Source organism: Nocardia sp. NPDC050435 (genome assembly GCF_040655395.1).
GTDB lineage: Bacteria > Actinomycetota > Actinomycetes > Mycobacteriales > Mycobacteriaceae > Nocardia.
Window position 1 is genome coordinate 236,045 of the sequence record NZ_JBFAJW010000007.1, and the last position, 20,605, is coordinate 256,649.

The 20,605-nt window shown below is 69.6% G+C and carries 23 protein-coding genes; 15 read left to right on the top strand and 8 right to left on the bottom strand.

The window, feature by feature from the left end; translation table 11 throughout:
* The first annotated feature begins 6 nt into the window (after window positions 1-6).
* Window positions 7-1,884 (top strand): glutamine--fructose-6-phosphate transaminase (isomerizing), encoded by a 1,878-nt coding sequence (gene glmS, locus AB0I43_RS22605; RefSeq protein ID WP_356973890.1) that lies wholly within the window; start codon window positions 7-9, stop codon window positions 1,882-1,884.
* 3 nt (window positions 1,885-1,887) lie between these two features.
* Here glmS and AB0I43_RS22610 read toward each other — a convergent pair whose 3' ends face one another.
* On the bottom strand, window positions 1,888-2,301 hold the full coding sequence (locus AB0I43_RS22610; RefSeq protein ID WP_356973891.1) for a cupredoxin family copper-binding protein: 414 nt from the start codon (window positions 2,299-2,301) through the stop codon (window positions 1,888-1,890).
* A 111-nt stretch (window positions 2,302-2,412) separates the two neighbouring features.
* Here AB0I43_RS22610 and AB0I43_RS22615 point away from each other — a divergent pair, with 111 nt between their 5' ends.
* Complete coding sequence (locus tag AB0I43_RS22615) at window positions 2,413-3,870, top strand: NAD(P)H-hydrate dehydratase (RefSeq protein WP_357432631.1); 1,458 nt, start codon at window positions 2,413-2,415, stop codon at window positions 3,868-3,870.
* A 35-nt stretch (window positions 3,871-3,905) separates the two neighbouring features.
* On the opposite strand, the gene AB0I43_RS22620 is transcribed toward AB0I43_RS22615, so the two are convergent.
* Window positions 3,906-4,322, bottom strand: coding sequence for a hypothetical protein (locus AB0I43_RS22620; protein WP_356973893.1), 417 nt, complete (start codon window positions 4,320-4,322; stop codon window positions 3,906-3,908).
* Between the two features lie 115 nt (window positions 4,323-4,437).
* Here AB0I43_RS22620 and alr point away from each other — a divergent pair, with 115 nt between their 5' ends.
* The 8 genes from alr (at window position 4,438) to AB0I43_RS22660 (ending at window position 10,394) form a co-directional block, all read left to right on the top strand.
* The gene (gene alr / locus AB0I43_RS22625) at window positions 4,438-5,571 is read left to right on the top strand and encodes an alanine racemase (RefSeq protein WP_356973894.1); all 1,134 of its coding nucleotides are present in this window, start codon (window positions 4,438-4,440) and stop codon (window positions 5,569-5,571) included.
* Window positions 5,572-5,661: 90 nt separating this feature from the next.
* Entirely contained in the window at window positions 5,662-6,759 is a 1,098-nt protein-coding gene (locus tag AB0I43_RS22630; RefSeq protein ID WP_356973895.1) for an alpha/beta hydrolase, read from the top strand.
* Window positions 6,760-6,812: 53 nt separating this feature from the next.
* Window positions 6,813-7,010 (top strand): DUF4236 domain-containing protein, encoded by a 198-nt coding sequence (locus AB0I43_RS22635; protein ID WP_356973896.1) that lies wholly within the window; start codon window positions 6,813-6,815, stop codon window positions 7,008-7,010.
* Window positions 7,011-7,082: 72 nt separating this feature from the next.
* Entirely contained in the window at window positions 7,083-7,520 is a 438-nt protein-coding gene (gene tsaE, locus AB0I43_RS22640; RefSeq protein WP_356973897.1) for a tRNA (adenosine(37)-N6)-threonylcarbamoyltransferase complex ATPase subunit type 1 TsaE, read from the top strand.
* Between the two features lie 136 nt (window positions 7,521-7,656).
* Window positions 7,657-8,343, top strand: coding sequence for a tRNA (adenosine(37)-N6)-threonylcarbamoyltransferase complex dimerization subunit type 1 TsaB (gene tsaB, locus AB0I43_RS22645; protein ID WP_356973898.1), 687 nt, complete (start codon window positions 7,657-7,659; stop codon window positions 8,341-8,343).
* A gap of 46 nt (window positions 8,344-8,389) precedes the next feature.
* Window positions 8,390-8,863: a ribosomal protein S18-alanine N-acetyltransferase gene (gene rimI / locus AB0I43_RS22650; protein WP_356974115.1), complete on the top strand. Its 474-nt coding sequence runs from the start codon at window positions 8,390-8,392 to the stop codon at window positions 8,861-8,863.
* Window positions 8,860-9,903: a tRNA (adenosine(37)-N6)-threonylcarbamoyltransferase complex transferase subunit TsaD gene (gene tsaD, locus AB0I43_RS22655; RefSeq protein ID WP_356973899.1), complete on the top strand. Its 1,044-nt coding sequence runs from the start codon at window positions 8,860-8,862 to the stop codon at window positions 9,901-9,903. The genes rimI and tsaD overlap by 4 nt, the downstream gene beginning before the upstream one ends.
* A 74-nt stretch (window positions 9,904-9,977) precedes the next feature.
* On the top strand, window positions 9,978-10,394 hold the full coding sequence (locus AB0I43_RS22660; RefSeq protein ID WP_356973900.1) for a pyridoxamine 5'-phosphate oxidase family protein: 417 nt from the start codon (window positions 9,978-9,980) through the stop codon (window positions 10,392-10,394).
* A gap of 8 nt (window positions 10,395-10,402) precedes the next feature.
* Here AB0I43_RS22660 and AB0I43_RS22665 read toward each other — a convergent pair whose 3' ends face one another.
* Window positions 10,403-10,576 (bottom strand): hypothetical protein, encoded by a 174-nt coding sequence (locus AB0I43_RS22665; RefSeq protein ID WP_356973901.1) that lies wholly within the window; start codon window positions 10,574-10,576, stop codon window positions 10,403-10,405.
* A gap of 4 nt (window positions 10,577-10,580) precedes the next feature.
* Window positions 10,581-12,053, bottom strand: coding sequence for an Hsp70 family protein (locus AB0I43_RS22670; RefSeq protein ID WP_356973902.1), 1,473 nt, complete (start codon window positions 12,051-12,053; stop codon window positions 10,581-10,583).
* 620 nt (window positions 12,054-12,673) lie between these two features.
* On the opposite strand from AB0I43_RS22670, the gene groES reads away from it, so the two are divergent.
* Window positions 12,674-12,973, top strand: coding sequence for a co-chaperone GroES (gene groES / locus AB0I43_RS22675; RefSeq protein ID WP_356973903.1), 300 nt, complete (start codon window positions 12,674-12,676; stop codon window positions 12,971-12,973).
* Between the two features lie 104 nt (window positions 12,974-13,077).
* Window positions 13,078-14,688 (top strand): chaperonin GroEL, encoded by a 1,611-nt coding sequence (groL, locus tag AB0I43_RS22680; protein WP_356973904.1) that lies wholly within the window; start codon window positions 13,078-13,080, stop codon window positions 14,686-14,688.
* Window positions 14,689-14,850: 162 nt separating this feature from the next.
* Here groL and AB0I43_RS22685 read toward each other — a convergent pair whose 3' ends face one another.
* The 3 genes from AB0I43_RS22685 to AB0I43_RS22695 all read right to left on the bottom strand — a co-directional run bounded on the left by AB0I43_RS22685 (window position 14,851) and on the right by AB0I43_RS22695 (window position 16,601).
* Entirely contained in the window at window positions 14,851-15,093 is a 243-nt protein-coding gene (locus AB0I43_RS22685) for a hypothetical protein (protein WP_356973905.1), read from the bottom strand.
* Between the two features lies 1 nt (window position 15,094).
* Window positions 15,095-15,670: a sigma-70 family RNA polymerase sigma factor gene (locus AB0I43_RS22690; protein ID WP_356974116.1), complete on the bottom strand. Its 576-nt coding sequence runs from the start codon at window positions 15,668-15,670 to the stop codon at window positions 15,095-15,097.
* Window positions 15,671-16,307: 637 nt separating this feature from the next.
* Window positions 16,308-16,601 (bottom strand): WhiB family transcriptional regulator, encoded by a 294-nt coding sequence (locus AB0I43_RS22695; protein ID WP_040704593.1) that lies wholly within the window; start codon window positions 16,599-16,601, stop codon window positions 16,308-16,310.
* A gap of 620 nt (window positions 16,602-17,221) precedes the next feature.
* On the opposite strand from AB0I43_RS22695, the gene AB0I43_RS22700 reads away from it, so the two are divergent.
* The 3 genes from AB0I43_RS22700 to AB0I43_RS22710 all read left to right on the top strand — a co-directional run bounded on the left by AB0I43_RS22700 (window position 17,222) and on the right by AB0I43_RS22710 (window position 19,882).
* Entirely contained in the window at window positions 17,222-18,055 is an 834-nt protein-coding gene (locus AB0I43_RS22700) for a hypothetical protein (RefSeq protein WP_356973906.1), read from the top strand.
* Window positions 18,056-18,216: 161 nt separating this feature from the next.
* Window positions 18,217-18,795, top strand: a complete 579-nt coding sequence (locus AB0I43_RS22705) for a sigma-70 family RNA polymerase sigma factor (protein ID WP_356973907.1) — start codon at window positions 18,217-18,219, stop codon at window positions 18,793-18,795.
* The gene (locus AB0I43_RS22710) at window positions 18,716-19,882 is read left to right on the top strand and encodes an anti-sigma-D factor RsdA (RefSeq protein WP_356973908.1); all 1,167 of its coding nucleotides are present in this window, start codon (window positions 18,716-18,718) and stop codon (window positions 19,880-19,882) included. The genes AB0I43_RS22705 and AB0I43_RS22710 overlap by 80 nt, the downstream gene beginning before the upstream one ends.
* Before the next feature lie 133 nt (window positions 19,883-20,015).
* On the opposite strand, the gene AB0I43_RS22715 is transcribed toward AB0I43_RS22710, so the two are convergent.
* On the bottom strand, window positions 20,016-20,429 hold the full coding sequence (locus AB0I43_RS22715) for a DUF5319 domain-containing protein (RefSeq protein ID WP_036533470.1): 414 nt from the start codon (window positions 20,427-20,429) through the stop codon (window positions 20,016-20,018).
* Between the last annotated feature and the right edge of the window lie 176 nt (window positions 20,430-20,605).

The following is a 20,605-nucleotide window of genomic DNA, read 5'->3' on the forward strand; positions in this document are numbered from 1 at the left end:
TGAGCCATGTGCGGAATCGTTGGCTACGTCGGGTACCGGGACGCGCTCGGTGTGGTCGTTGACGCGTTGCGCCGCATGGAATATCGCGGCTATGACTCCGCGGGTGTGGCGATCCTGGACGGCGAGGGCGGGCTCGCGGTCGAGCGCAAGGCCGGTCTGGTCGCCAATCTGGAAGCTGAGCTGGCCGAAGCCGGCGCCGAGAAGTTCGCGGGCAGCACCGGTATGGGGCACACCCGCTGGGCCACCCACGGCGCGCCGACCGACCGCAACGCGCACCCGCACCGCGACGCCGGCGGCAAGATCGCGGTCGTCCACAACGGCATCATCGAGAACTTCGCACCGCTGCGAAAAGAGCTGGAGGAGGCCGGTGTCGAGCTGAGCAGCGACACCGACACCGAGGTCACCGTGCATCTGGTGGCCCGCGCCTACGCCGAGGGCCCGACCGCGGGCGATTTCGAGGCCAGCGCGCTCGCGGTGCTGAGCCGCCTGGAGGGCGCGTTCACGCTGGTGTTCACGCACGCCGACCACCCGGACAAGATCATCGCCGCGCGCCGCAACACGCCGCTGGTCGTCGGCGTCGGCAAGGGCGAGATGTTCATCGGCTCCGATGTCGTCGCCTTCATCGAGCACACCCGCGAAGCCGTGGAACTCGGCCAGGACCAGGCCGTCGTGATCACCGCCGACAGCTACAAGGTCACCGACTTCGCCGGCAACGCCGACGTGGAGACCCGGCCGTTCACCATCGACTGGGATCTCGCCGCCGCCGAGAAGGGCGGCCACGACTACTTCATGCTCAAGGAGATCGAGGAGCAGCCCGCCGCCGTCGCGGACACCCTGATCGGGCATTTCACCACCGACGAGCACGGCGGCCGGATCGTGCTGGACGAGCAGCGGCTGGCCGATCAGGAGTTGCGCGAGTTCGACAAGGTCTTCGTCGTCGCCTGCGGCAGCTCCTATCACGCGGGCCTGCTGGCCAAGTACGCGATCGAGCACTGGACCCGGCTGCCCGTCGAGGTGGAACTGGCCAGCGAATTCCGCTACCGCGACCCGGTTCTGGACCGCTCCACGCTGGTGGTCGCGATCTCGCAGTCCGGTGAGACCGCGGACACCCTGGAGGCCGTCCGGCACGCCAAGGAGCAGAAGGCGCGCGTCCTGGCCATCTGCAACACCAACGGCGCGCAGATCCCGCGCGAGGCCGACGCGGTGATCTACACCCGCACCGGCCCGGAGATCGGCGTCGCCTCCACCAAGGCCTTCCTCGCCCAGATCGCGGCCAACTACCTGGTCGGCCTGGCCCTGGCCCAGGCGCGCGGCACCAAGTACCCCGACGAGGTGGCCCGCGAATTCGCCGAACTCGAGGCGATGCCGCAGCTGATCGAGCGGGTCCTGGAGACCGCACCGCAGGTGCGCGCGATCGCGCGTTCGCTCGCGCACGTTCCGACGGTGCTGTTCCTGGGCCGCCATGTGGGCTACCCGGTCGCGCTCGAGGGGGCGCTGAAGCTCAAGGAACTCGCCTACATGCACGCGGAGGGCTTCGCGGCGGGCGAACTCAAGCACGGCCCGATCGCGCTGATCGAGGACGGCCTGCCGGTGATCATCGTGATGCCCTCGCCGAAGGGACGCGCGGTGCTGCACTCCAAGCTGCTCAGCAATATCCGCGAGATCCAGGCCCGCGGCGCCCGCACCATCGTCATCGCCGAGGAGGGCGACGACACGGTGCGGCCCTTCGCCGACGACCTGATCGAGATCCCGTCCGCGCCCACCCTGTTCCAGCCGCTGCTGTCCACGGTTCCGCTGCAGGTGTTCGCGGCCGAGATCGCCCAGACCCGCGGCTACGACGTGGACAAGCCGCGCAACCTGGCCAAGTCCGTCACCGTCGAGTAGCGCTCAGGCGACGGTGACGGTGCCGCGCATCTCCGGATGCAGCGAGCACAGGTAGCGGTAGGTGCCGGGCTGGGTGAAGGTGTAGCTCCACTCGCCGGTGGTGAAGATCGGGCTGTTGATGCCCATGGCCTTGTCGCCCATGCCCTGCACGGAATGCGGCACCTTGTCGCTGAACTTCCAGGTCACGGTGTCGCCGACGCGGACCGTCAGGGCATCGGGCGCGAATTTCATGTCGTCCACGTCGACGGTGACGGTGGTCGCCTTCGCTTCCCCGGGCGCCGCGGGGGAGGCCGGGGCGGTGGTCGTCGTGTCGGCCGCCGGGGCGGAATCCTCGGATCCGCAGCCCGCCAGCAGCATCCCCACCAGGGCGAACCCGGTCGCGATCCGGACGGACTTCACGTGCGTGTGCAACGGCATGAATCCGAAGCCTAGTCGGCGCGATCCGGGGCCCGGCCGGGGCCGCCCGCGGCGGTAGGGTCGGAACCGAACTCGATCAGGTGCCGGTCGAACGCAATGGAGGCGACGCGCATGTCCGTGCGACCAGACGCTGGGACGCTCCAGGGGTACTTCACCGCTGATGAAGTGCGGGCGGCGGAGGCCGAGCTGTTCACCCGGGTGCCGGCGGGTGTGCCCATGCAGCGCGCCGCCTACGGGCTGGCGATGGCCACGGCCCGGGAACTGCGCGCCCGGACCGGCGGGGTCGCGGGGCGATCGGTCACGTTGCTGGTGGGCTCGGGCGACAACGGCGGGGACGCGCTGTGGGCCGGGTCGATGCTGCGGCGACGCGGGGTGGCGGTGTCGGCGGTCCTGCTGAAACCCGAGCGGGCACACGCGGAAGGGCTTGCGGCGCTGCGGAAAGCGGGCGGCCGGGTCGGCGCGGAGATCGGGTCGGCGGATCTGGTCGTCGACGGGATCGTCGGCATCTCCGGGCACGGTGCGCTGCGTCCCGAGGCCGCGGAATTGGTGGCGGGCATCGACGTTCCGATCATCGCGGCGGATCTGCCGAGTGGTGTCGATGCGGACACCGGCGCGGTGGCGGGTCCCGCCGTGCGCGCGGATGTCACGGTCGCCTTCGGCGCGCGCAAACCCGTGCACGCCTTGGCCGCGGCCTGGTGCGGGCGAATCGAGCTGGTGCCCATCGGTTTACGGTTGCCGGAGCCGACTCTGGCGGCGCTGGAACCGGCCGCGATCGGCGCGAAATGGCCGGTGCCGCAGGCGATCGACGACAAGTACAGCCAAGGGGTGGTGGGGGTCTGCGCGGGCAGCGCGACCTATCCGGGTGCGGCGGTGCTGTGCACCGGTGCGGCCGTCGCGGCGACCTCCGGCCTGGTTCGCTACGCGGGGACCGGCGCCGCCGAGGTGCTCGCGCGTTTTCCGGAAGTCATCGCCAGTCAGACGATCTCCGAGACCGGCCGGGTGCAGGCCTGGGTGTTCGGCCCCGGCGCCGGGACGGACGCGGAGTCGGGCAAGCGGCTCGCCGAGATCCTGGCCACCGATCTGCCGGTGGTGGTCGACGCCGACGGGCTGACCTTGCTCGCCGACGATCCCGGCCTGGTCCGCGGCCGTTCCGCGCCGACCGTCCTCACCCCGCATGCCGGGGAGTTCGCCCGGCTGACCGGTCACGAGGTGGGCGCGGACCGGGTCGAGGCGGTCCGTGCGCTGGCCGAATCCTGGCGGCTCACCGTGCTTCTGAAGGGACGCGCCACGCTCGTGGCCACCCCGGGCCGACCGGTGCTGGTCAACGAGGCGGGTGGTTCCTGGGCGGCCACCGCCGGTTCGGGTGACGTGCTGTCCGGCGTCATCGGCGCGCTGCTCGCGGCGGGGCAGGAGCCGCGGTGGGCCGCCGCCTCCGCCGCCCGCGCCCACGCGCTGGCCGCGAACCTCGCCGCCCGCGAGGGCAACTCGGCTCCGGCCCCGATCTCGGCGACACCGTTGCTGCGGCAGCTGCGTGCCGCGATCGGCACCTTGCGGGCGCTGAGCGGGTAGTCCGCGACCGGCGGGATCGGCCGTCCGGCCGGCGTCTAGCCGCCGGACCCGGTCTGCGGCGGGTCGTTGTCGACAACCGCACTGCGATAGTCGATGCCCAACGGGGACTGCGGCGTCGTCTGCCCCGGAATCCACTGCGGCGGTTGGTGTTCCCACTTGCCGTCCGGCCCGACCGTGGGCGGGACAGGCTCCCAGGTGCCGGGGTCGGTCTTGGGGACGCAGGCGAAACCGAGCAGCTCGGTCGTGCGCGGACCCACGTGGCGCACCTGCGTGGAAATCCCGTTCCAGCAGGTGACTTCGGCCTCGACCCGATAGGTATCGCCGGTGTCGTTGCGGCAACCCTCGCCCGCACACGTCAGGCCCGGGGCGAGTTCGGCCGCCGCGGCGAGAGGCGCGAGCGCGGTGCAGCCGAGGGCGGCGATGCCCGCGGCGAAAGTCAGCCGCAAACTCATGTGTGACTCCTCGACTGTCGGCCCCGGCGTGCCCGCCCACGCTACCGGCAAACCGGGCGGCCGCGACGTGACCTGCGCCATCGGAGCGGAGGGTGGCACGGGCACGGACCGCCGGATGGCAGGATCAGTCACTGTGAATGCGCAAGTGGAGACGGTCATCGATCTGGATGCCATTGCCCACAACGTGCGGATCCTGCGCGAGCACGCGGGCGACGCCGGGGTGATGGCCGTGGTGAAGGCCGACGGCTACAACCACGGCGCGGTCGAGGTGGGCCGCGCCGCACTGGCCGCCGGCGCGGCCGAACTGGGCGTGACCACGGTCGGCGAGGCGGTGGCGCTGCGTCACGCCGGAATCACCGCGCCGATCCTGTGCTGGCTCAACAACTCCGACGCCGACTTCGGCGCCGCCATCGCGGCCGACATCGAGATCGGGGTGTCGTCCGCGGCGCATCTGCGGTCGGTGGCGCGGGCCGCCCGGACGCTGGGCCGCCAGGCGACGGTCACGCTGAAGGTCGATACCGGCCTGAACCGCAACGGCATCGCACCGGCGGAATATCCCCAGGTCCTGGCGGAGCTGCGGACGCTGGTGGACGAGCAGGTGGTCCGGCTGCGGGCCTTGTTCTCCCACCTCGCGCACGCCGACGAACCCGAGCACCCGTTCCTCGACGTGCAGCGCGACCGGTTCCTGGCCGCCATCGCCACCGCCAAATCCCACGGGCTGGAACCGGAACTGGTGCACCTGGCCAACTCCGCCGCCACCCTCACCCGCCCCGACCTGGCCTTCGACCTGGTCCGGCCCGGCATCGCGATGTACGGCCTCAGCCCCGTCCCCGACGATTTCGGCCTTCGTCCGGCCATGACGATGCAGGCCCGGGTCGCGCTGGTGAAGCCGGTCGCGGCGGGTGAGGGCGTCTCCTACGGCCACCAGTGGACGGCCCCGCACGACACGACGGTCGCGCTCATCCCCGCCGGCTACGCCGATGGCGTGTTCCGCCCGCTGAGCAATCGGTTCGAGGTGTGGCTCGGCGGAGCGCGGCGCCGCAACGTCGGCCGGGTCTGCATGGACCAGTTCGTCGTCGACCTCGGTGACAACGACGCCGGGGTCGCCGAGGGTGACACCGCGATCCTGTTCGGCGCGGGCGGGCCGCACCCGCAGGAGTGGGCCGACCTGCTCGGCACCATCCACTACGAGGTGGTCTGCGCGCCGAAGGGGCGTGTCGTCCGGCGACACATCGGCGGCCCGGAATAAACCGCCAGTCCTGTGACCCCCGGCATTGTCTGCGCACCCGGCGTGTGTTCGACTCGGAACGGTAGACAGGCGTTGTCCGAGAGGTTTCCGATGGGATCGCGACGTTCGAATCGCAGCACTGTCCTGCGGGGCGGAATGGCGACAGCGGGTGTGGTCGGCGCGCTCGCGGGCGCGCACGCGCTGCGGCGGATCGGGGCGCGCGTGCTCTGGCCGGCCCGCCGCGACGAGTACCGCGACGAGGATTTCGCCCTGTTCGACAAGGACCGCGCGGGCGTGGTGACCGCCGCCGACGGCGTCCCGCTCGCCACCCGCACCTGCGGACCGGACGACGCGCCGGTCACCGTGATCTTCGTGCACGGCTTCTGCAACAGCATGGAGTCCTTCCACTTTCAGCGCCGCGACCTCGAGAAGCGCTGGGGCGCACAGGCTCGGCTGGTGTTCTTCGATCTGCGCGGCCACGGCAACTCCGGGGTGCCGAGCACCGAGAGCTGCACCGTCGCCCAGCTCGGCCGGGACGTGGCCGGCGTGCTGGAGGCGACCGCGGCGACGGGACCGGTTGTCCTGATCGGTCATTCGCTGGGCGGGATGGCGGTGCTGGCCGCCGCCGCGCAGTTCCCGCGGCTGTTCGCCACCCGCGTGGTGGCGGTCGGGTTGATCTCCACCGCGGCCGCCGAGGTCACCGCGGCGGGGCTGACCCAGTTGCTGCGCAACCCCGCCGTCGACGGTTTCCGGCTGGCCGTGCACACCGCGCCGGCGCTGGTGCAGGCCGGGCGCAGCACCGTCCGCCACGTCATCAGCCCGATCCTGCACGTGAGCTCCTATCGCGGGCCGGTCAGTCCCACGCTGTCCCGGTTCACCACCCTGATGATCGACCGCACGCCGATCGAGACGGTCGTGAAGTTCTTGAAAGCCTTTGCGTTGCACGACGAGTCGGCCGCACTGCCGACGCTGTCGGAGTTGCCGGTGCTGATCGTCACCGGCATGCACGACCTGGTCATTCCGTTCCGGAACTCGCGCGCGCTGCACCGTGATCTGCCCGGCAGTGAGCTCGTCCTGTTGCGTGACGCCGCGCACATGCCGCACCTGCAGTTTCCCGACATCGTCAACGACGCACTGCACCAGTTGCTGGTGCGCGCGGGCGTGCTGCGGCCGGATCGGGCCACCGCGCCGCAACCGATCGGAAGTTGAAGGATTACTTGGCCTTTCGCGGGTATTACGCCTCCAACTGAAAGGAGGCTCGAATGCCTTTCACCTTCCGTAAGAGCATCAAGATCTTTCCGGGGGTGCGGTTGAACATCAACCGCAAGTCTTTGTCGATCACCACCGGTGGCCGCGGCGGCCCCCGCCACACCACCAGTACCTCCGGGCGCGAAACCACCTCGATGGACCTGCCGGGTCCCTTCGGCTGGCGGCGCACCCGGATGCGCCGCCGGCGCTGACGGGTAGCGGGTGACCACACCGGCCCCCGGTAGGCTCCGTTCGACGAGAACGGGTGAAATCGGAGGTCGGTGATGGCGCAGCAGCGGCGGGTACTCCCGGCGGTGGCCGATACCGAGGCCCTCGGGCGGGAGTTGGCGGCGCAGTTGAAGGCCGGCGACCTGGTCGTCCTGGACGGTCCGCTCGGCGCGGGCAAGACCGCGCTGACGCGCGGCATCGCCGCCGGGCTGGGCGTTCAGGGGCGGGTCAGCTCGCCCACCTTCGTCATCGCCCGCCAGCACCGCGCCGGGGAGCGGGCCATCCCGCTCGTGCACGTGGACGCCTACCGGCTCGGCGGCAGCCTCGACGATCTGGACGCCCTCGACCTCGACACCGACCTGCACCACGCGGTCGTCGTCGTGGAATGGGGGCTCGGCGTCGTCGAGCACCTGGCCGACCGGCACCTGCTGGTGCGGCTGTCGCGCGAACCGGAGTCCGAGATCCGCACCGCGATCTGGGAATGGCTGGGCTGAGCGTGGGCAAGAACACCTCGGCGCGCAGGGAGTGACCTGCGTCAATGCCGGAGTGGCCGGGCGATATCCGCGCGGGTGACCAGAGCAGGTAGCACCGCACCGCGGCGAGGTACCACCCGGTATCGTTGGGCCAATCATGCTTGTACTAGCTGTCGACACCGCGACACCCGCCGTTACAGCGGGACTGGTGGAACTGGAGCAGAGCGCCGCCGGAGCGGTGGAGCTGCGCCCGGTCGCCTCGCGTGTCCGGGTGGACGCCCGGGCGCACGCGGAGGTGCTGACCCCGCAGATCCTCCAATGCCTCACCGAGGCAGGCCGTTCCAGGGCCGATATCGCCGCCGTCGTCGCCGGTACCGGGCCGGGGCCGTTCACCGGGCTGCGGGTGGGTATGGCCACCGCGGCCGCCTTCGGTGACGCGCTCGGCGTCCCGGTCTACGGCGTCTGCAGTCTCGACGCCCTCGCCGCCGACGCCGCCCCCGACCTCGATCCCGGCCGCGAACTACTCGTCGTCACCGACGCGCGCCGCCGCGAGGTCTACTGGGCGCGCTATCGCGACGGCGTCCGGGTGGCGGGCCCGGGCGTGATCAAACCGGGCGAGCTGGAGACCGGCGAGGCCACGATCATCGCCGGATCGGCCTCCCACGTCGACTTTTTCGATCTGTCCGTGCTGCCGGTGGAGACGCCGTCCCCGGCCGGGCTGGTGCGCGTCGCCGCGCCCGAGCTGCTCGCCCGCGCCGTGCCCGAGCCGCTGGTACCGCTGTACCTGCGCCGGCCGGACGCGGTGGAGAACAGCTTCCGGACGCTCGACCGGACGGGAGCCTGAACCGGTGAACCCAGGCACCCGTCCCGGGCACATCCGTATCGAACCGATGACCACCGCGGACATCGAGCGCTGCGTCGAACTCGAACTGCTGCTGTTCCCCGAGGACGATCCGTGGCCGGCGGTCGCGTTCCGCTCGGAACTCGCGGCTCCGCACAACCGCTACCTGATCGCGCGCGACGATCAGGACCGCATGCTCGGCTACGCGGGCGTGGCCCTGCTCGGTGACGCCGAACATCCCGAGGCCGAGGTGCACACCATCGGCGTCGACCCGGTCTGTCACCGCGGCGGCGTCGGCACCCTGCTGCTGGAGGCGCTGCTCGCCGAGGCGGGCAAGCGCGGCGGCCCGGTGTTCCTCGAGGTGCGCACCGACAACGAGCCCGCGATCGCGATGTACGCCAAGCACGGCTTCCACATCATCGGGTTGCGCAAGAACTACTACCACCCCAGCGGCGCCGACGCGTACACCATGCGCCGCCCCGAACTGTCGGCGCTGCCACTCCCGGACGAGGTGCTGTCGTGATCGTGATGGGCATCGAAAGCTCGTGTGACGAGACGGGAGTCGGCATCGTGCGCCGGCACCCGGACGGCACCTGCGAACTGCTCGCCGACGAGGTCGCCTCGAGCGTCGACCAGCACGCGCGCTTCGGCGGCGTGGTCCCCGAGATCGCCTCGCGCGCGCATCTGGAGGCCATCGTCCCGGCCATGCGCCGGGCGCTGGCCGCGGCGGGGATCAGCAAGCCGGACGCGCTCGCCGTCACCATCGGGCCGGGCCTGGCCGGCGCGCTGCTCGTCGGCGTCGCGGCCGCGAAAGCCTATGCGGCGGCGTGGGATATCCCGTTCTACGCGCTGAACCATCTCGGCGGGCACGTCGCGGTGGACACGCTCGAGCACGGACCGATGCCGCCGTGTGTGGCTCTGCTGGTCTCCGGCGGCCATACCCATCTGCTGCGCGTCGACGATCTGGCGCGCCCGATCGAGGAACTCGGCAGCACCGTCGACGACGCGGCGGGCGAGGCGTTCGACAAGGTCGCCCGCCTGCTGGGGCTCGGCTATCCGGGCGGGCCCGCGCTCGACACCGCCGCGCAGACCGGTGATCCGACAGCCATCGCGTTTCCGCGCGGCATGACCGGCCCGCGGGACCCGCGCTACGACTTCTCCTTCTCCGGGTTGAAGACGGCCGTGGCCCGGCACGTCGAAGCGGCCCAGCGGCAGGGCGTGACCCCGGACCAGCTGCCGATCCCGGATATCGCGGCGTCCTTCCAGGAGGCGGTGGCGGACGTGCTGACGATGAAGGCCGTGCGCGCCGCCCAGGACGTCGGCGTCGACACCCTGGTGCTCGGCGGCGGCGCCACCGCCAACTCGCGCATTCGCTCGCTGGCCGAGGAACGCTGCGCGGCGGCGGGTTTGACGCTGCGGGTGCCCAAGCCGCGGCTGTGCACCGACAACGGCGTGATGATCGCGGCGCTGGGCGCCCACGTCATCGCGGGCGGCGCCGCGCCGTCCCCGCTCACCGTGGCCACCGATCCCGGGCTGCCGGTGTCGGTCAGCCGCGTCGGCTGAGCCGCTCGCGCTGAGCGGTACTCGAGCTAGAATCGAACATAAGTTCGAACATTCTAGGCTCGGGGAGGTGCGCAGTGCGATCGCTCCGTCAAGCCGAGATCGCGGGGTTGCTGGCCGACGACACCATCGCCCACCTCGCCACCCTCGATCCGGCCGGCTATCCGCACGTCACCCCGATCTGGTTCCTCTGGGACGGCGCGGCTTTCCGGCTGACCAGCCACGCCACCCGCCCGCACGTCCGGCGGATCCGGGAGAACCCGCGCGTCGGACTGGTCATCGATCGCGAACTCGGCCTCCGAGCCGACGGGCAGCGGCCGAACCGGCAACTGCGCGTCATCGGCGACGCGGCCTTGGCCGACGACGACGCCGGGCTGTGGACGGCTCGGATCCACGAGAAGTACCTGCGTGATCGATTCGAACACCGCACCCGCGACGGGCGCGCGCTGATCACCATCACCCCCGCGCTCACCTGGGCCGTCGCCAGCGTCTGACGGGGCGATCAGGAGTAGTCGCGGAAGGTGAACAGGAACCCGACCGCGGCGATGACGAACAGCAGGATGTAGGCGATCACCCGTAGCGCGACATGCGGCAGCAGGTGCACCCCGAGGCCGCTGATCATGGCGAACAGCAGCATCAGAACGCCGTAGAGCACCGTCCGCTGGCGGCCCTCCATGCCGTTATCCGTTCTCCCCGTTGGACGAGCCGGAATGGTGGTGCGGCAGCGGAATTCTGGTCTGTGCGGGCCCGGTGGTGGTGGGACGCGGGGGCGGCGTGCGCGACGGCTCCGAGGTCGCACCCGGGGCCGGGGTGGTGCCGAACAGCGGGCCGAGCAACTCGGGGAACGGAATCGGCGGCAGGTTCGGATCGGGCCGCAGCGGGGGCTGCTGGCTGGTGGTCTGCGGCGGCGTGGACGTGGTGACGCCGGTGCGGCTCGGCGGGGTGCTGCGATCCTGGGTGATCGGCGGGATGTTGCCGCTCGTGCGAGGCGTGTCGGCGGTGTGCGCCGGCGGTGCGGCCGGGGTGGTCAGCTGGGAGCTGTTGGTGGTGCCGGCGGGGGAGACCTCGTCGTCGGAGGTGGGTGCGAAAGTCTTGACGCCGTAGCCGATTACCAGGCCGACCACCACGATCGCGCCGGCCAGGGTGCCGACCACCTTGGTGAACGTGCCGACCGGTGCGTCGTTGCCGAGTGCGGCGACCGGGAACATGGACGGCTGGGCCGCGTCGGCGACCAGTGCGGCGCCCTTGGCGATCACCGCTTCCGGATCGTCGACGCTGATGATCGGCACCTCGAACTCGTCGGCGAGCGAGGTGAGCACGGAGGGGATGTTCGCGCCGCCGCCGATCACGGCGATCGCCTGGGGGTGTCTGGGCGCGCGGGCGAAGACCGAGCCGGTGAAATCGGTGAGATCGTCGAGCAGGTCGGCGATGAGCTGTTCGAAATCGGCTCTGGTCAGCTTCAGCGGCCGGCCGGCGACGTGATCGATGGTGACGGCGGGCGTGACCGAGAGGTGCTCCTTGGCCGCGCGGCCGCGGTTGGTGAGCATGCCGCGGTTCGGGCGGGTGCCGCGGCGGGCGTAGTGCAGATCGACGAGGTGGTGGTAGATGAGCTCGTCGATGGCGTTGCCGCTGACCGCGGTGGTGCGCTCGGAGCGCAGTACGTTGCCGTCGGCCTGGTCGGCCACGGTGACGCTGAGCCCGGTGGCGCCGAGATCGGCGATGGCGACCGTCTCGTAGCGATCCAGCAGGCCGGTGTGCCGCAGGAAGGTCAGCGCCGCAGTGCTTTCCGGGACCAGGCGCAGATCGCGCTGCTTGCCGGTGGCGGAGCGGATGACCTGAGCCTGCTCCTTACTGCGATAGGCGACGGCGACATTGGTGGGCCGGCTCACGGCCGGGCCCGGAGCGGACTGACCGGTGTAGCCGACCGCGACGGGCGTTGCGGGCCAGGCGATATCGAAGGACACGTGCTGGGCGGACGGCAGCTGAGTCGTCATCAGCTCGATCGAGGAGGCGACGAGATCACCCAGATCGGAGTGCGCCGCGTCGGCGGAAACGACGCGGTAGTCGAAACTTTGGGCGCCGTTGGGCGCGGTGGCGACCAGCGCCGAGCAGACGACCTCGTTCCCGGCCGAGATGCCAAGAGACGTTCGCATGTGTTCACCTCCCTTCGAGCGGATGGTCCCGGTGTCGCCGACCATCTCGAATGGACTGCCGGATCGTCGCGGGTTGGCGCGCTGCTCCGGACTCGTGAACCGGCCGGCCCACGGACCGGTGGGGGCGCGGGTGACGGCCTTGGCTCACGTGTGGACTTGCCCTCTGGTGAAGCTGGTTCTGACGCTGTGAAACTGGGTGACACTGGGATGCTTGGTAAAGCGAGAGGTGCTCGGGGCGACGCCGGTTCGAGACGAACCTGGCGGCCGGACAAGCGACCGTCGTCCATACTGTCACAATCCGTTATCCGAACGTTACAGTTTTCCCGAAGTAATAGAAAGACCTTAATCGCCGCGTCCCGGCCCCCGCGAGTGTTGGCACTGCGTCGGCCCACCTCGCCCGGCGTGCCCCCGGCGCGACGGTCTCCCGACCCGCCCTTGAGTGCTAGCACTCGGCTGTATAGAGTGCTAGTCGGCACAGATGCCGTGTGCCACCGCAGACAACTGAGCAGGGTTCCGGCACCCGCGACGACGGGGCTGTGCACAGGGTCAGCACCAGACCGAACCGATGCACCGGGACAACGGTCCCGGAGCATAAATCCCCTGAAAGTGGAGGGCTCAACGTGGCGAGCGTGAACATCAAGCCGCTCGAGGACAAGATCCTCGTCCAGGCCAACGAGGCCGAGACGACGACGGCCTCCGGCCTGGTCATCCCCGACACGGCGAAGGAGAAGCCGCAGGAGGGCACCGTCATCGCCGTCGGCGAGGGACGCGTCTCCGAGAAGGGCGACCGCATCCCGGTCGACGTCAAGGAGGGTGACACCGTCATCTACAGCAAGTACGGCGGCACCGAGATCAAGTACCAGGGTGCGGAGTACCTCATCCTGTCGGCGCGCGACGTGCTGGCCGTCGTCACCAAGTGACCACGCCCTAGCTCAGCGCTAGATCCCCAGCCAGCCCCGGTCTCCGCTACGCGGGGCCGGGGCTGTGCTGTTCCAGGCGCTCCCTTACCGAAGGAAAAGGACTTATGGCAAAGCAGATCGAGTTCGACGAGAACGCTCGTCGCGCTCTGGAACGCGGTGTCGACAAGCTCGCCGACGCCGTCAAGGTCACCCTTGGCCCGCGGGGCCGCCACGTCGTGCTCGCGAAGGCCTTCGGCGGCCCGACCGTCACCAACGACGGCGTCACCATCGCGCGCGAGATCGAGCTCGAGGACCCGTTCGAGAACATGGGCGCGCAGCTGGTCAAGAGCGTCGCGACCAAGACCAACGATGTCGCGGGCGACGGCACCACCACCGCCACCGTGCTGGCCCAGGCGCTGGTGCGCGGCGGCCTGAAGAACATCGCCGCCGGCGCCAACCCGATCACGGTCGGCAAGGGCATCGGCCTGGCCGCCGAGGCGGTCTCGGCCGCGCTGCTGGAGCTGGCCACCCCGGTCTCCGGCGAGCAGGCCATCGCCCAGGTCGCCACCGTCTCCTCGCGCGACGAGGAGATCGGCGAGATGGTCGGCAAGGCGCTCACCACCGTCGGCAAGGACGGCGTGGTCACCGTCGAGGAGTCCTCGACGCTGGCGACCGAACTCGTCGTCACCGAGGGCGTCCAGTTCGACAAGGGCTACCTCTCGCCCTACTTCGTCACCGACGCCGACACCCAGCAGGCCGTCCTGGAGGACGCCTTCGTCCTGCTGAACCGCGAGAAGATCAGCTCGCTGCCGGATCTGCTCCCGCTGCTGGAGAAGATCGCCGAATCCGGCAAGTCCGTCCTGATCATCGCCGAGGACGTCGAGGGCGAGGCCCTGTCCACGCTGGTGGTCAACTCGATCCGCAAGACCATCAAGGCCGTCGCGGTCAAGGCGCCGTTCTTCGGTGACCGCCGCAAGGCGTTCCTGGACGACCTGGCCGTGGTCACCGCGGGCACCGTGGTGAACCCGGATCTGGGCATCCAGCTGCGCGAGGCCGGCCTCGAGGTGCTGGGCAAGGCCCGCCGCGTCGTGGTCACCAAGGACGACACCACCATCATCGATGGCGCCGGCACCGCCGAGGACATCGCGGCCCGCGGCACGCAGCTGCGCCGCGAGATCGAGGCCACCGATTCCGATTGGGACCGGGAGAAGCTGGAAGAGCGCCTGGCCAAGCTGGCCGGCGGTGTCGCGGTGATCCGGGTCGGCGCCGCCACCGAGACCGCGCTCAAGGAGCGCAAGTACCGCGTCGACGACGCGGTCAGCGCGGCCAAGGCCGCGGTCGAGGAGGGCATCGTCCCCGGCGGCGGCACCGCGCTGGTGCACGCGGCCACCAAGCTGGTGGAGCTGCGCGACTCGCTCACCGGCGACGAGGCCGTCGGCGTCGAGGTGGTCCGCAAGGCCCTGGAGGCGCCGCTGTACTGGATCGCGACCAACGCGGGCCTGGATGGGGCCGTTGTGGTCAGCAAGGTCTCCGAGGGCAAGGACGGCTTCAACGCCGCTACCCTGACCTACGGCGATCTGCTCACCGACGGTGTCGTCGATCCGGTCAAGGTGACCCGCTCGGCCGTCGTGAACGCCGCCTCGGTGGCCCGGATGGTGCTCACCACCGAGAGCGCCGTCGTGGAGAAGCCGGCCGAGGAGCCGGCCGATCACGGTCACCACGGTCACGCGCACTGACCTGGAACACAGCGAAGGCCCCTTGGACGAAGTCCAGGGGGCCTTGGTGTTTCGGGGGCGCGGCGGCACGGAGGTCGGCACGTGCGCGCGCTGCGGCCGGGGCGGGATGCCACCGGGGGAGCGGTCCGCGCGTCGGCGCGGGACCGGGCCTGTTGTGAACTCCTACAGACGCGGTCTGGTGCTCACATCGGCGAGGATGCGGTCTCGCAGCGAGGCGGGCGGCGCCGTTGCCGTCACCTCGGCGAGCGCAGCCAGGACGGCGCCGGTGTGGTGCACGTCGGCGAGGAACGCGTCGCGTAGCGCGGGGTCTTCGCTGTCGAGCAGTTCTTGTACTGCGGTGTGGTCTTCGTCGTCGATCGATCCGAGCGCGACGGCGTGCGCGAGATCGATCCGGCTTTCGTTCATCTCACGTCACCCCCAAACTTTTCTTCAGTCGAGTGAGTCCATCCCGAATACGGGACTTAACGGTCGGTAACCCTACGCCAAGGTGGGTCGCCACCTCTGCATAGGTGCGCCCGCCGTAATAGGCGAGCGAGATTGCCTCCCGTTGGGTCTCGGTGAGAGTCGTCAGCCCTTCGAGGACAGCCTGCTGTTCCAGCCTTCGTTCTACTTCTTCGGTGACCTCGTCGAATTCGTTACCGAGAACCCTTATCCCGTAGGCGACTTCGCGCTGGGTGTGAGCTTGCTCGGCCCGAACCCGATCGACCGCGCGCCGGTGGGCGAGCGTCATCAACCAGGTCACCGCCGATCCCTTGGCGGGATCGAAACTGGCTGCGGTACGCCAGATCTGGAGATAGACCTCTTGCGTGGTCTCTTCCGCGTACCCCGGGTCGTGGAGCACCCGGAGCACCAGACCGAAGACGCGCGCTGACGTCCGGTCGTACAGTTCGGCGAAAGCTTCTTGGTCGGACCGGCCGCAACGATGTAAGAGTGCGGCGAGCTCGACGCTTTCGGCTGCGCGTGCCGATACCGCAGAATCCACGCTCGGTGGAATGGCTTCTCTTCGGTACGAGTCGCCTTCTGCGGCCGGCGGCCGCGTCGTCACAACGCTCCATTCTGTGTCATCGGTCACCACCGTAGCGGGGTGCTATCGACTCCCTTCCGGTGGGGTGGCCAGGGAACCGGCTGTGGCCCAGCGACTTTGCGGTAACTTCCGACACGCCTGGCGGTTTTCGGAGAACACGCCGCGACACACCGTTAGCTATCACGAAACGCCGGACCGACGATCGCAGCGCCGACGACATTCCCGGCGTTAGGCGTCCCGGTGGTAACCGAGGGGTGCCTGCGCGCCGACGTCGACCCGGGGGCGGGTGCTCCGCCGAGGTGGGCCGATGTGTGCCGAAGGTGTTGCAGTGGCCGGTTGTTTGCTAGGCATTCGGCGCGCCGCGCCGTATGGATGGGAGCAAACTTGGCGGGGCGCGCCAGCTTCTGCTAGACGGCCGCGTCAGGCGGCGAAAAAGGGCTCACAACGCTGTGTTCGACCGGCGGTGTTCGCGGCGCCCTGTGTGGTCACGCTGCGCTTCCGCCTCCGGGCGCTGAGCTCACACCGCTGTATCCGACCGGCGGTGTTCGCGGCGCCCTGCGTGGTCACGCTGCGCTACCGCCTCCGGGCGCTGAGCTCACACCGCCATCCGCCGCCGGTTGCGGCGGGCGTGCATCTCGCGCTCGGTCTCGGACATGCCGCCCCAGATGCCGTAGGGCTCGCTGACTTTGAGCGCGTGGCTGCGGCACTGCATGAGCACGGGGCAGCTGCGGCAGATCTCCTTGGCGCGCATCTCGCGCGCGGTCCGGGCGCGGCCGCGCTCGCCGTCGGGGTGGAAGAACACTGCGGAGTCCTGTCCGCGGCAGGAACCTCGCATCTGCCAGTCCCAGACATCGGCATTCGGTCCCGGAAGGTGGGTCGGCATGGGCACGGTGAACTCCTCATGATGCGAGCTCGTCAGCATTGTCGAGCAGTTGGTTCTGCAAAGTAGTCGGTGCACGGCCGGGTCGGCGGCGCACCGAGACTCGCCCTTCTCGGTCGCTGCAATTTCGCGCGGCGCCGACCGTGGCGATGAGCTACGTTAGGTCCAGCCGCGAAATTCCGTCAATAGTTCGACGCACTGGTTCGAGAAATCTTCAATGGTGAGATTTAACCTTCCAGCTGTTTACTTTTAACACCGTTGCCGGTAATACTGTTCGGTTGGCCAGTTCGCACGCGGCCCCGGCATGGCCTCTGTGCGTCCTCGTTTTCGCAGGTAGCCAAGGCTTTTGGGGGCTTGTCCGCGTCATCGCCGGTGGTAGCTGCCGTGCTGTACCGGTGATACGGGCCACCGCGGGGGTGCTGGGCCGAGGTTGCGCAGATGGCCGAAACGGGGCGCTGAGGTTAATTGCGAGAAACGCATGTGAATATGCGTCGCCGATGCCTGCGCATTGTCGGACGAGATTTACCTGATAGAAACACGGTGTGCTAATGGAAATGCTGGACGGTTGCCGGCATGGAATCCGCGGCCGGACATCGGCCGAGGCGCGCCTTCCGGGATAGGGTTTGCCGATGCTCGCGCCGGTCCCATCCCTGGATACCCGATCTGAAGTCCTCGCTTCGGCGGCTTTCGGCGGCACGCCGGGGCGTGCCGCTGCCGAGTTGCCCATCGCCCCGGACGGGATCGATTCCTGGCACCGCGCGGTCGCGCTGGGCGGTCAGGGGTATTACGCGGCGGCCCGCGCCGAATTGGCCCGCCTGCGGGTCCGGACCGCCGACCCGGTGCTGCGGTCGCTGATCGCCAGCACCGAAGGTTCACTCCTGCGCCAACTCGGCTGGCATGCCGAGGCTTCCGGGTACGACGGCCGCGCCGCGGCCGCGGCCCTGCCGCTGGACCCGCGCACCCCGGGCCGGACCGAAGCGGTCTGCGACGCGCTGACCGGTCTCGCCGCTGACGCGCTCGGCACCGGCCGCCTCGACCTGGCGGCGCGTCTGCTGGAGCGCACCGCGCGCACCCTCGACGCGGCCGGCATCGGGCCGAACGAACCGTGGCGGGCCTGCATCCGCTGGCGCTGGGTCAACGCGGAGACCGCTCTGGCCGCCGGCGCGGCGGACTCGGCGCGGCGGCACGCGGAGATCGGCCTCGCGCTCGCCGAATCGGCCCCCTCGACCCGGCACCGGGTGAAGTCCCGCCTACTGGTCGCCGCCGCGGCGTTGACGGCGGGTGATCGAGATCTCGCGCGCCGGCACGCGGATCTGGTCGCGGCGCAGTGCCGCCAACACGGGCTGGTGCCGCTGGGCTGGGCCTGCGCCATGCTCCGCACCGGCCTCGGCGACCCGGACGCGGCAAACGAGGCGCGCGCCTGCTCAGACGTTATTTCCCGCCGCGGCGGGCACTTTCGCTGAGCGGAGTGGCGGGGGCCGCGCTCGACTCGGTTGACGCCACAACCCACCGTGTTGCCCGGATCCCGGCGGTCTATCGCTATTGTTAGAGCCGTTCCGCCGGTCGGGCGGAAGCACAGGTCATCGGACCGGTGCCACTTGTAACGCCAGGAATCTCGCTGACGATGACGAACACGGGCGAAGAGTTGGACCTCGCCGTCGCTGCCGCTGCGCAGGGCGACAGGACAGCTTTAGCTCAGGTACTCGAACTGGTCCGTCCGTTGGTAGTTCGCTACTGCCGGGCGCGGATCGGTGCTGCGGAGCGCGGACAGCTCTCCGCCGACGATGTCGCGCAGGAGGTATGTCTGGCTGTGATGACAGCCTTGCCCAGGTATCAAGACCAGGGCAGGCCCTTCATGGCCTTCGTATACGGAATCGCGTCACACAAGGTCGCAGACGCCCATCGCAATGCCGCCCGTAACAAGGCGGAGGCGATGGCCGAAGTACCAGATGTCATATCCACCGACCACGGTCCCGAACAGCGAGCTCTCGAATCGGAAGCGAGCAGGCAGATGAATCGTCTGCTTGCGACGTTGCCTGAAAAGCACCGGGAGATCCTGGTCCTCCGCTTGGTCATGGGTTTGTCAGCAGAAGAAACCGCAGCCGCCGTGGGCAGTACGGCGGGTGCGATACGAGTCGCCCAGCACAGGGCACTCGCGAAACTCAAGTCTCAAGTGGCGAGGGCAGGTGAAATGTATGGCTAGGGATGGCGAGCGCGGTCGGGGCGACTGGAAGGCGCGACGTGGATCGCGAGACAGCGGTCCCTACGCCGAGGGGAATGGCAACGAAGGCGGCCCGGTCGATATCGCGGCGGTACGCCGCGACGACGCGCTGATCGAAGCCATTTCCAGCAACGGTCCCGTACAGACCGATAGCGAGCAGGAATACCAGCTCGCAACGCTGCTGGCGGATTGGCGCGCGGAACTTCTCGCGCCGCCGCTGCCGAGCAGCCCGGATCTGGACACGGTCGTTGCGGCGGTGAATCAGGAGATCGGCTCGCGAAAAGCGGCGGGTGTCGGTCGAAACAGCAGGCACTTGCGTTTGGTGCGGCCGTTGCTCGGTACTGCGGCAGCCATGGCGCTGGTCTTCGGCGGTATTACCGCCTTCTCGTACAGCGCTGAGCCGGGTAATCCGCTGTGGAAGGTCAAGGAGGTCGTGTTCAGTGAACAGGCCCAGACCACCGTGGTGAACCGGGCCGACGGCCAGCTGGGTGAGGCGGAACAGGCTCTGCAGCAGTCGAATCCGACGCAGGCCGCCGCGCAGCTCAACAAGGCGAAGGAAGCCCTGACCCAGGTCAGCGACGAAGGCAAGAAGGCCGAGCTGGAGTCCAACTGGAAGCAGTTGGTCGAGGAACTGCGGGGATCCTCGCCCGAGGGCGCGCGACTCGCGGCACTGCTGGATCCGGCCACCAATCCGGCCGGCACCACCCCTCCGGTGACGAGTATCACAGTCAAGCCGACGAACCCGACCTCGGGCGGCGGCAGCGATACCACCACCAATCCGGATCCGGGTTCGACGGCGGCCACACAGCCGCCGGTGACGCCGGCGGAACCCCCGGTGACGACGCAGCCGCCGGTGACGACACCGCCGCCGGTCACCATCGATCCGTCGACGGGGGCCACCGTGCCGTCGTCGGCGGTTCCGTCGACGACGATCGCGACCCCGCCCACGGTGGGCACGCCGAGCAGCGGCGGGGATGTGACGATTCCCACGCAGGCGCCCTCGGTGCCCGGCACCACGGCAACGTTCGTGATTCCGAGCATTCCGAGTTTGCCCGGCCCCAGTAGCTGACAGCAGACACACAACGACCGCCGACCAGAAACTTGGTCGGCGTTTTGTTGTTCAGGGAAGAGATTCGGCGGGGTAGCGTGCGCGTGCACCCCGGGTCAGCGATCGAAACTCGCCCGGTTTCCGGTGGATCGGTTCAGCTGTCGAAACCGTCGAAGCCATCACCGTGGAAGGCCTCGTTCATCGAGGCGTCCGCGTAGCCGCGGCAGTAATCCCAGGTGACATACGCTTCCGGCGTCGGGTCGTAGGCGGGCTCGTGCGGGCGCACGGTGCCGTCGACCAGCAACTGCAACAGGTTGGCGCGCAACATGTCCCAGTCGTGGTAGTGATCCTGCCTGCAGTCTTCGCAGCTGACCACGAGCCCGCGGATACCGCGGTGCCCCAGGAGAGCTTCGTAGACCGCTAGATCAGCGAGATCCTCCTCGACCGCGAGGCGCTCGTGGGGATCCAGCGGTTCGCCGGGCTCGATCGCATCGAGCGCGGCGGACGGGTCGGAGGGGTCTCCGGCGAAGGGATCCGGCGGCAAGCCAGGTGGTAGATGGTCACGCACACACCCACGGTACGCAGAACAGGGCGGTCTGCGCCAGCTATGTGGAGGGCAAGTTTCGCCGATCCCGCGAACCGCGACCGCGGGAAGGCGGCGTTTGCTCGGCAGATACCATGGTGCCCAGGCTTCGGGGCTTAGCGGCCCGTCGCCGCCGCCGTCCATCCCATTGTTGTGCGTGA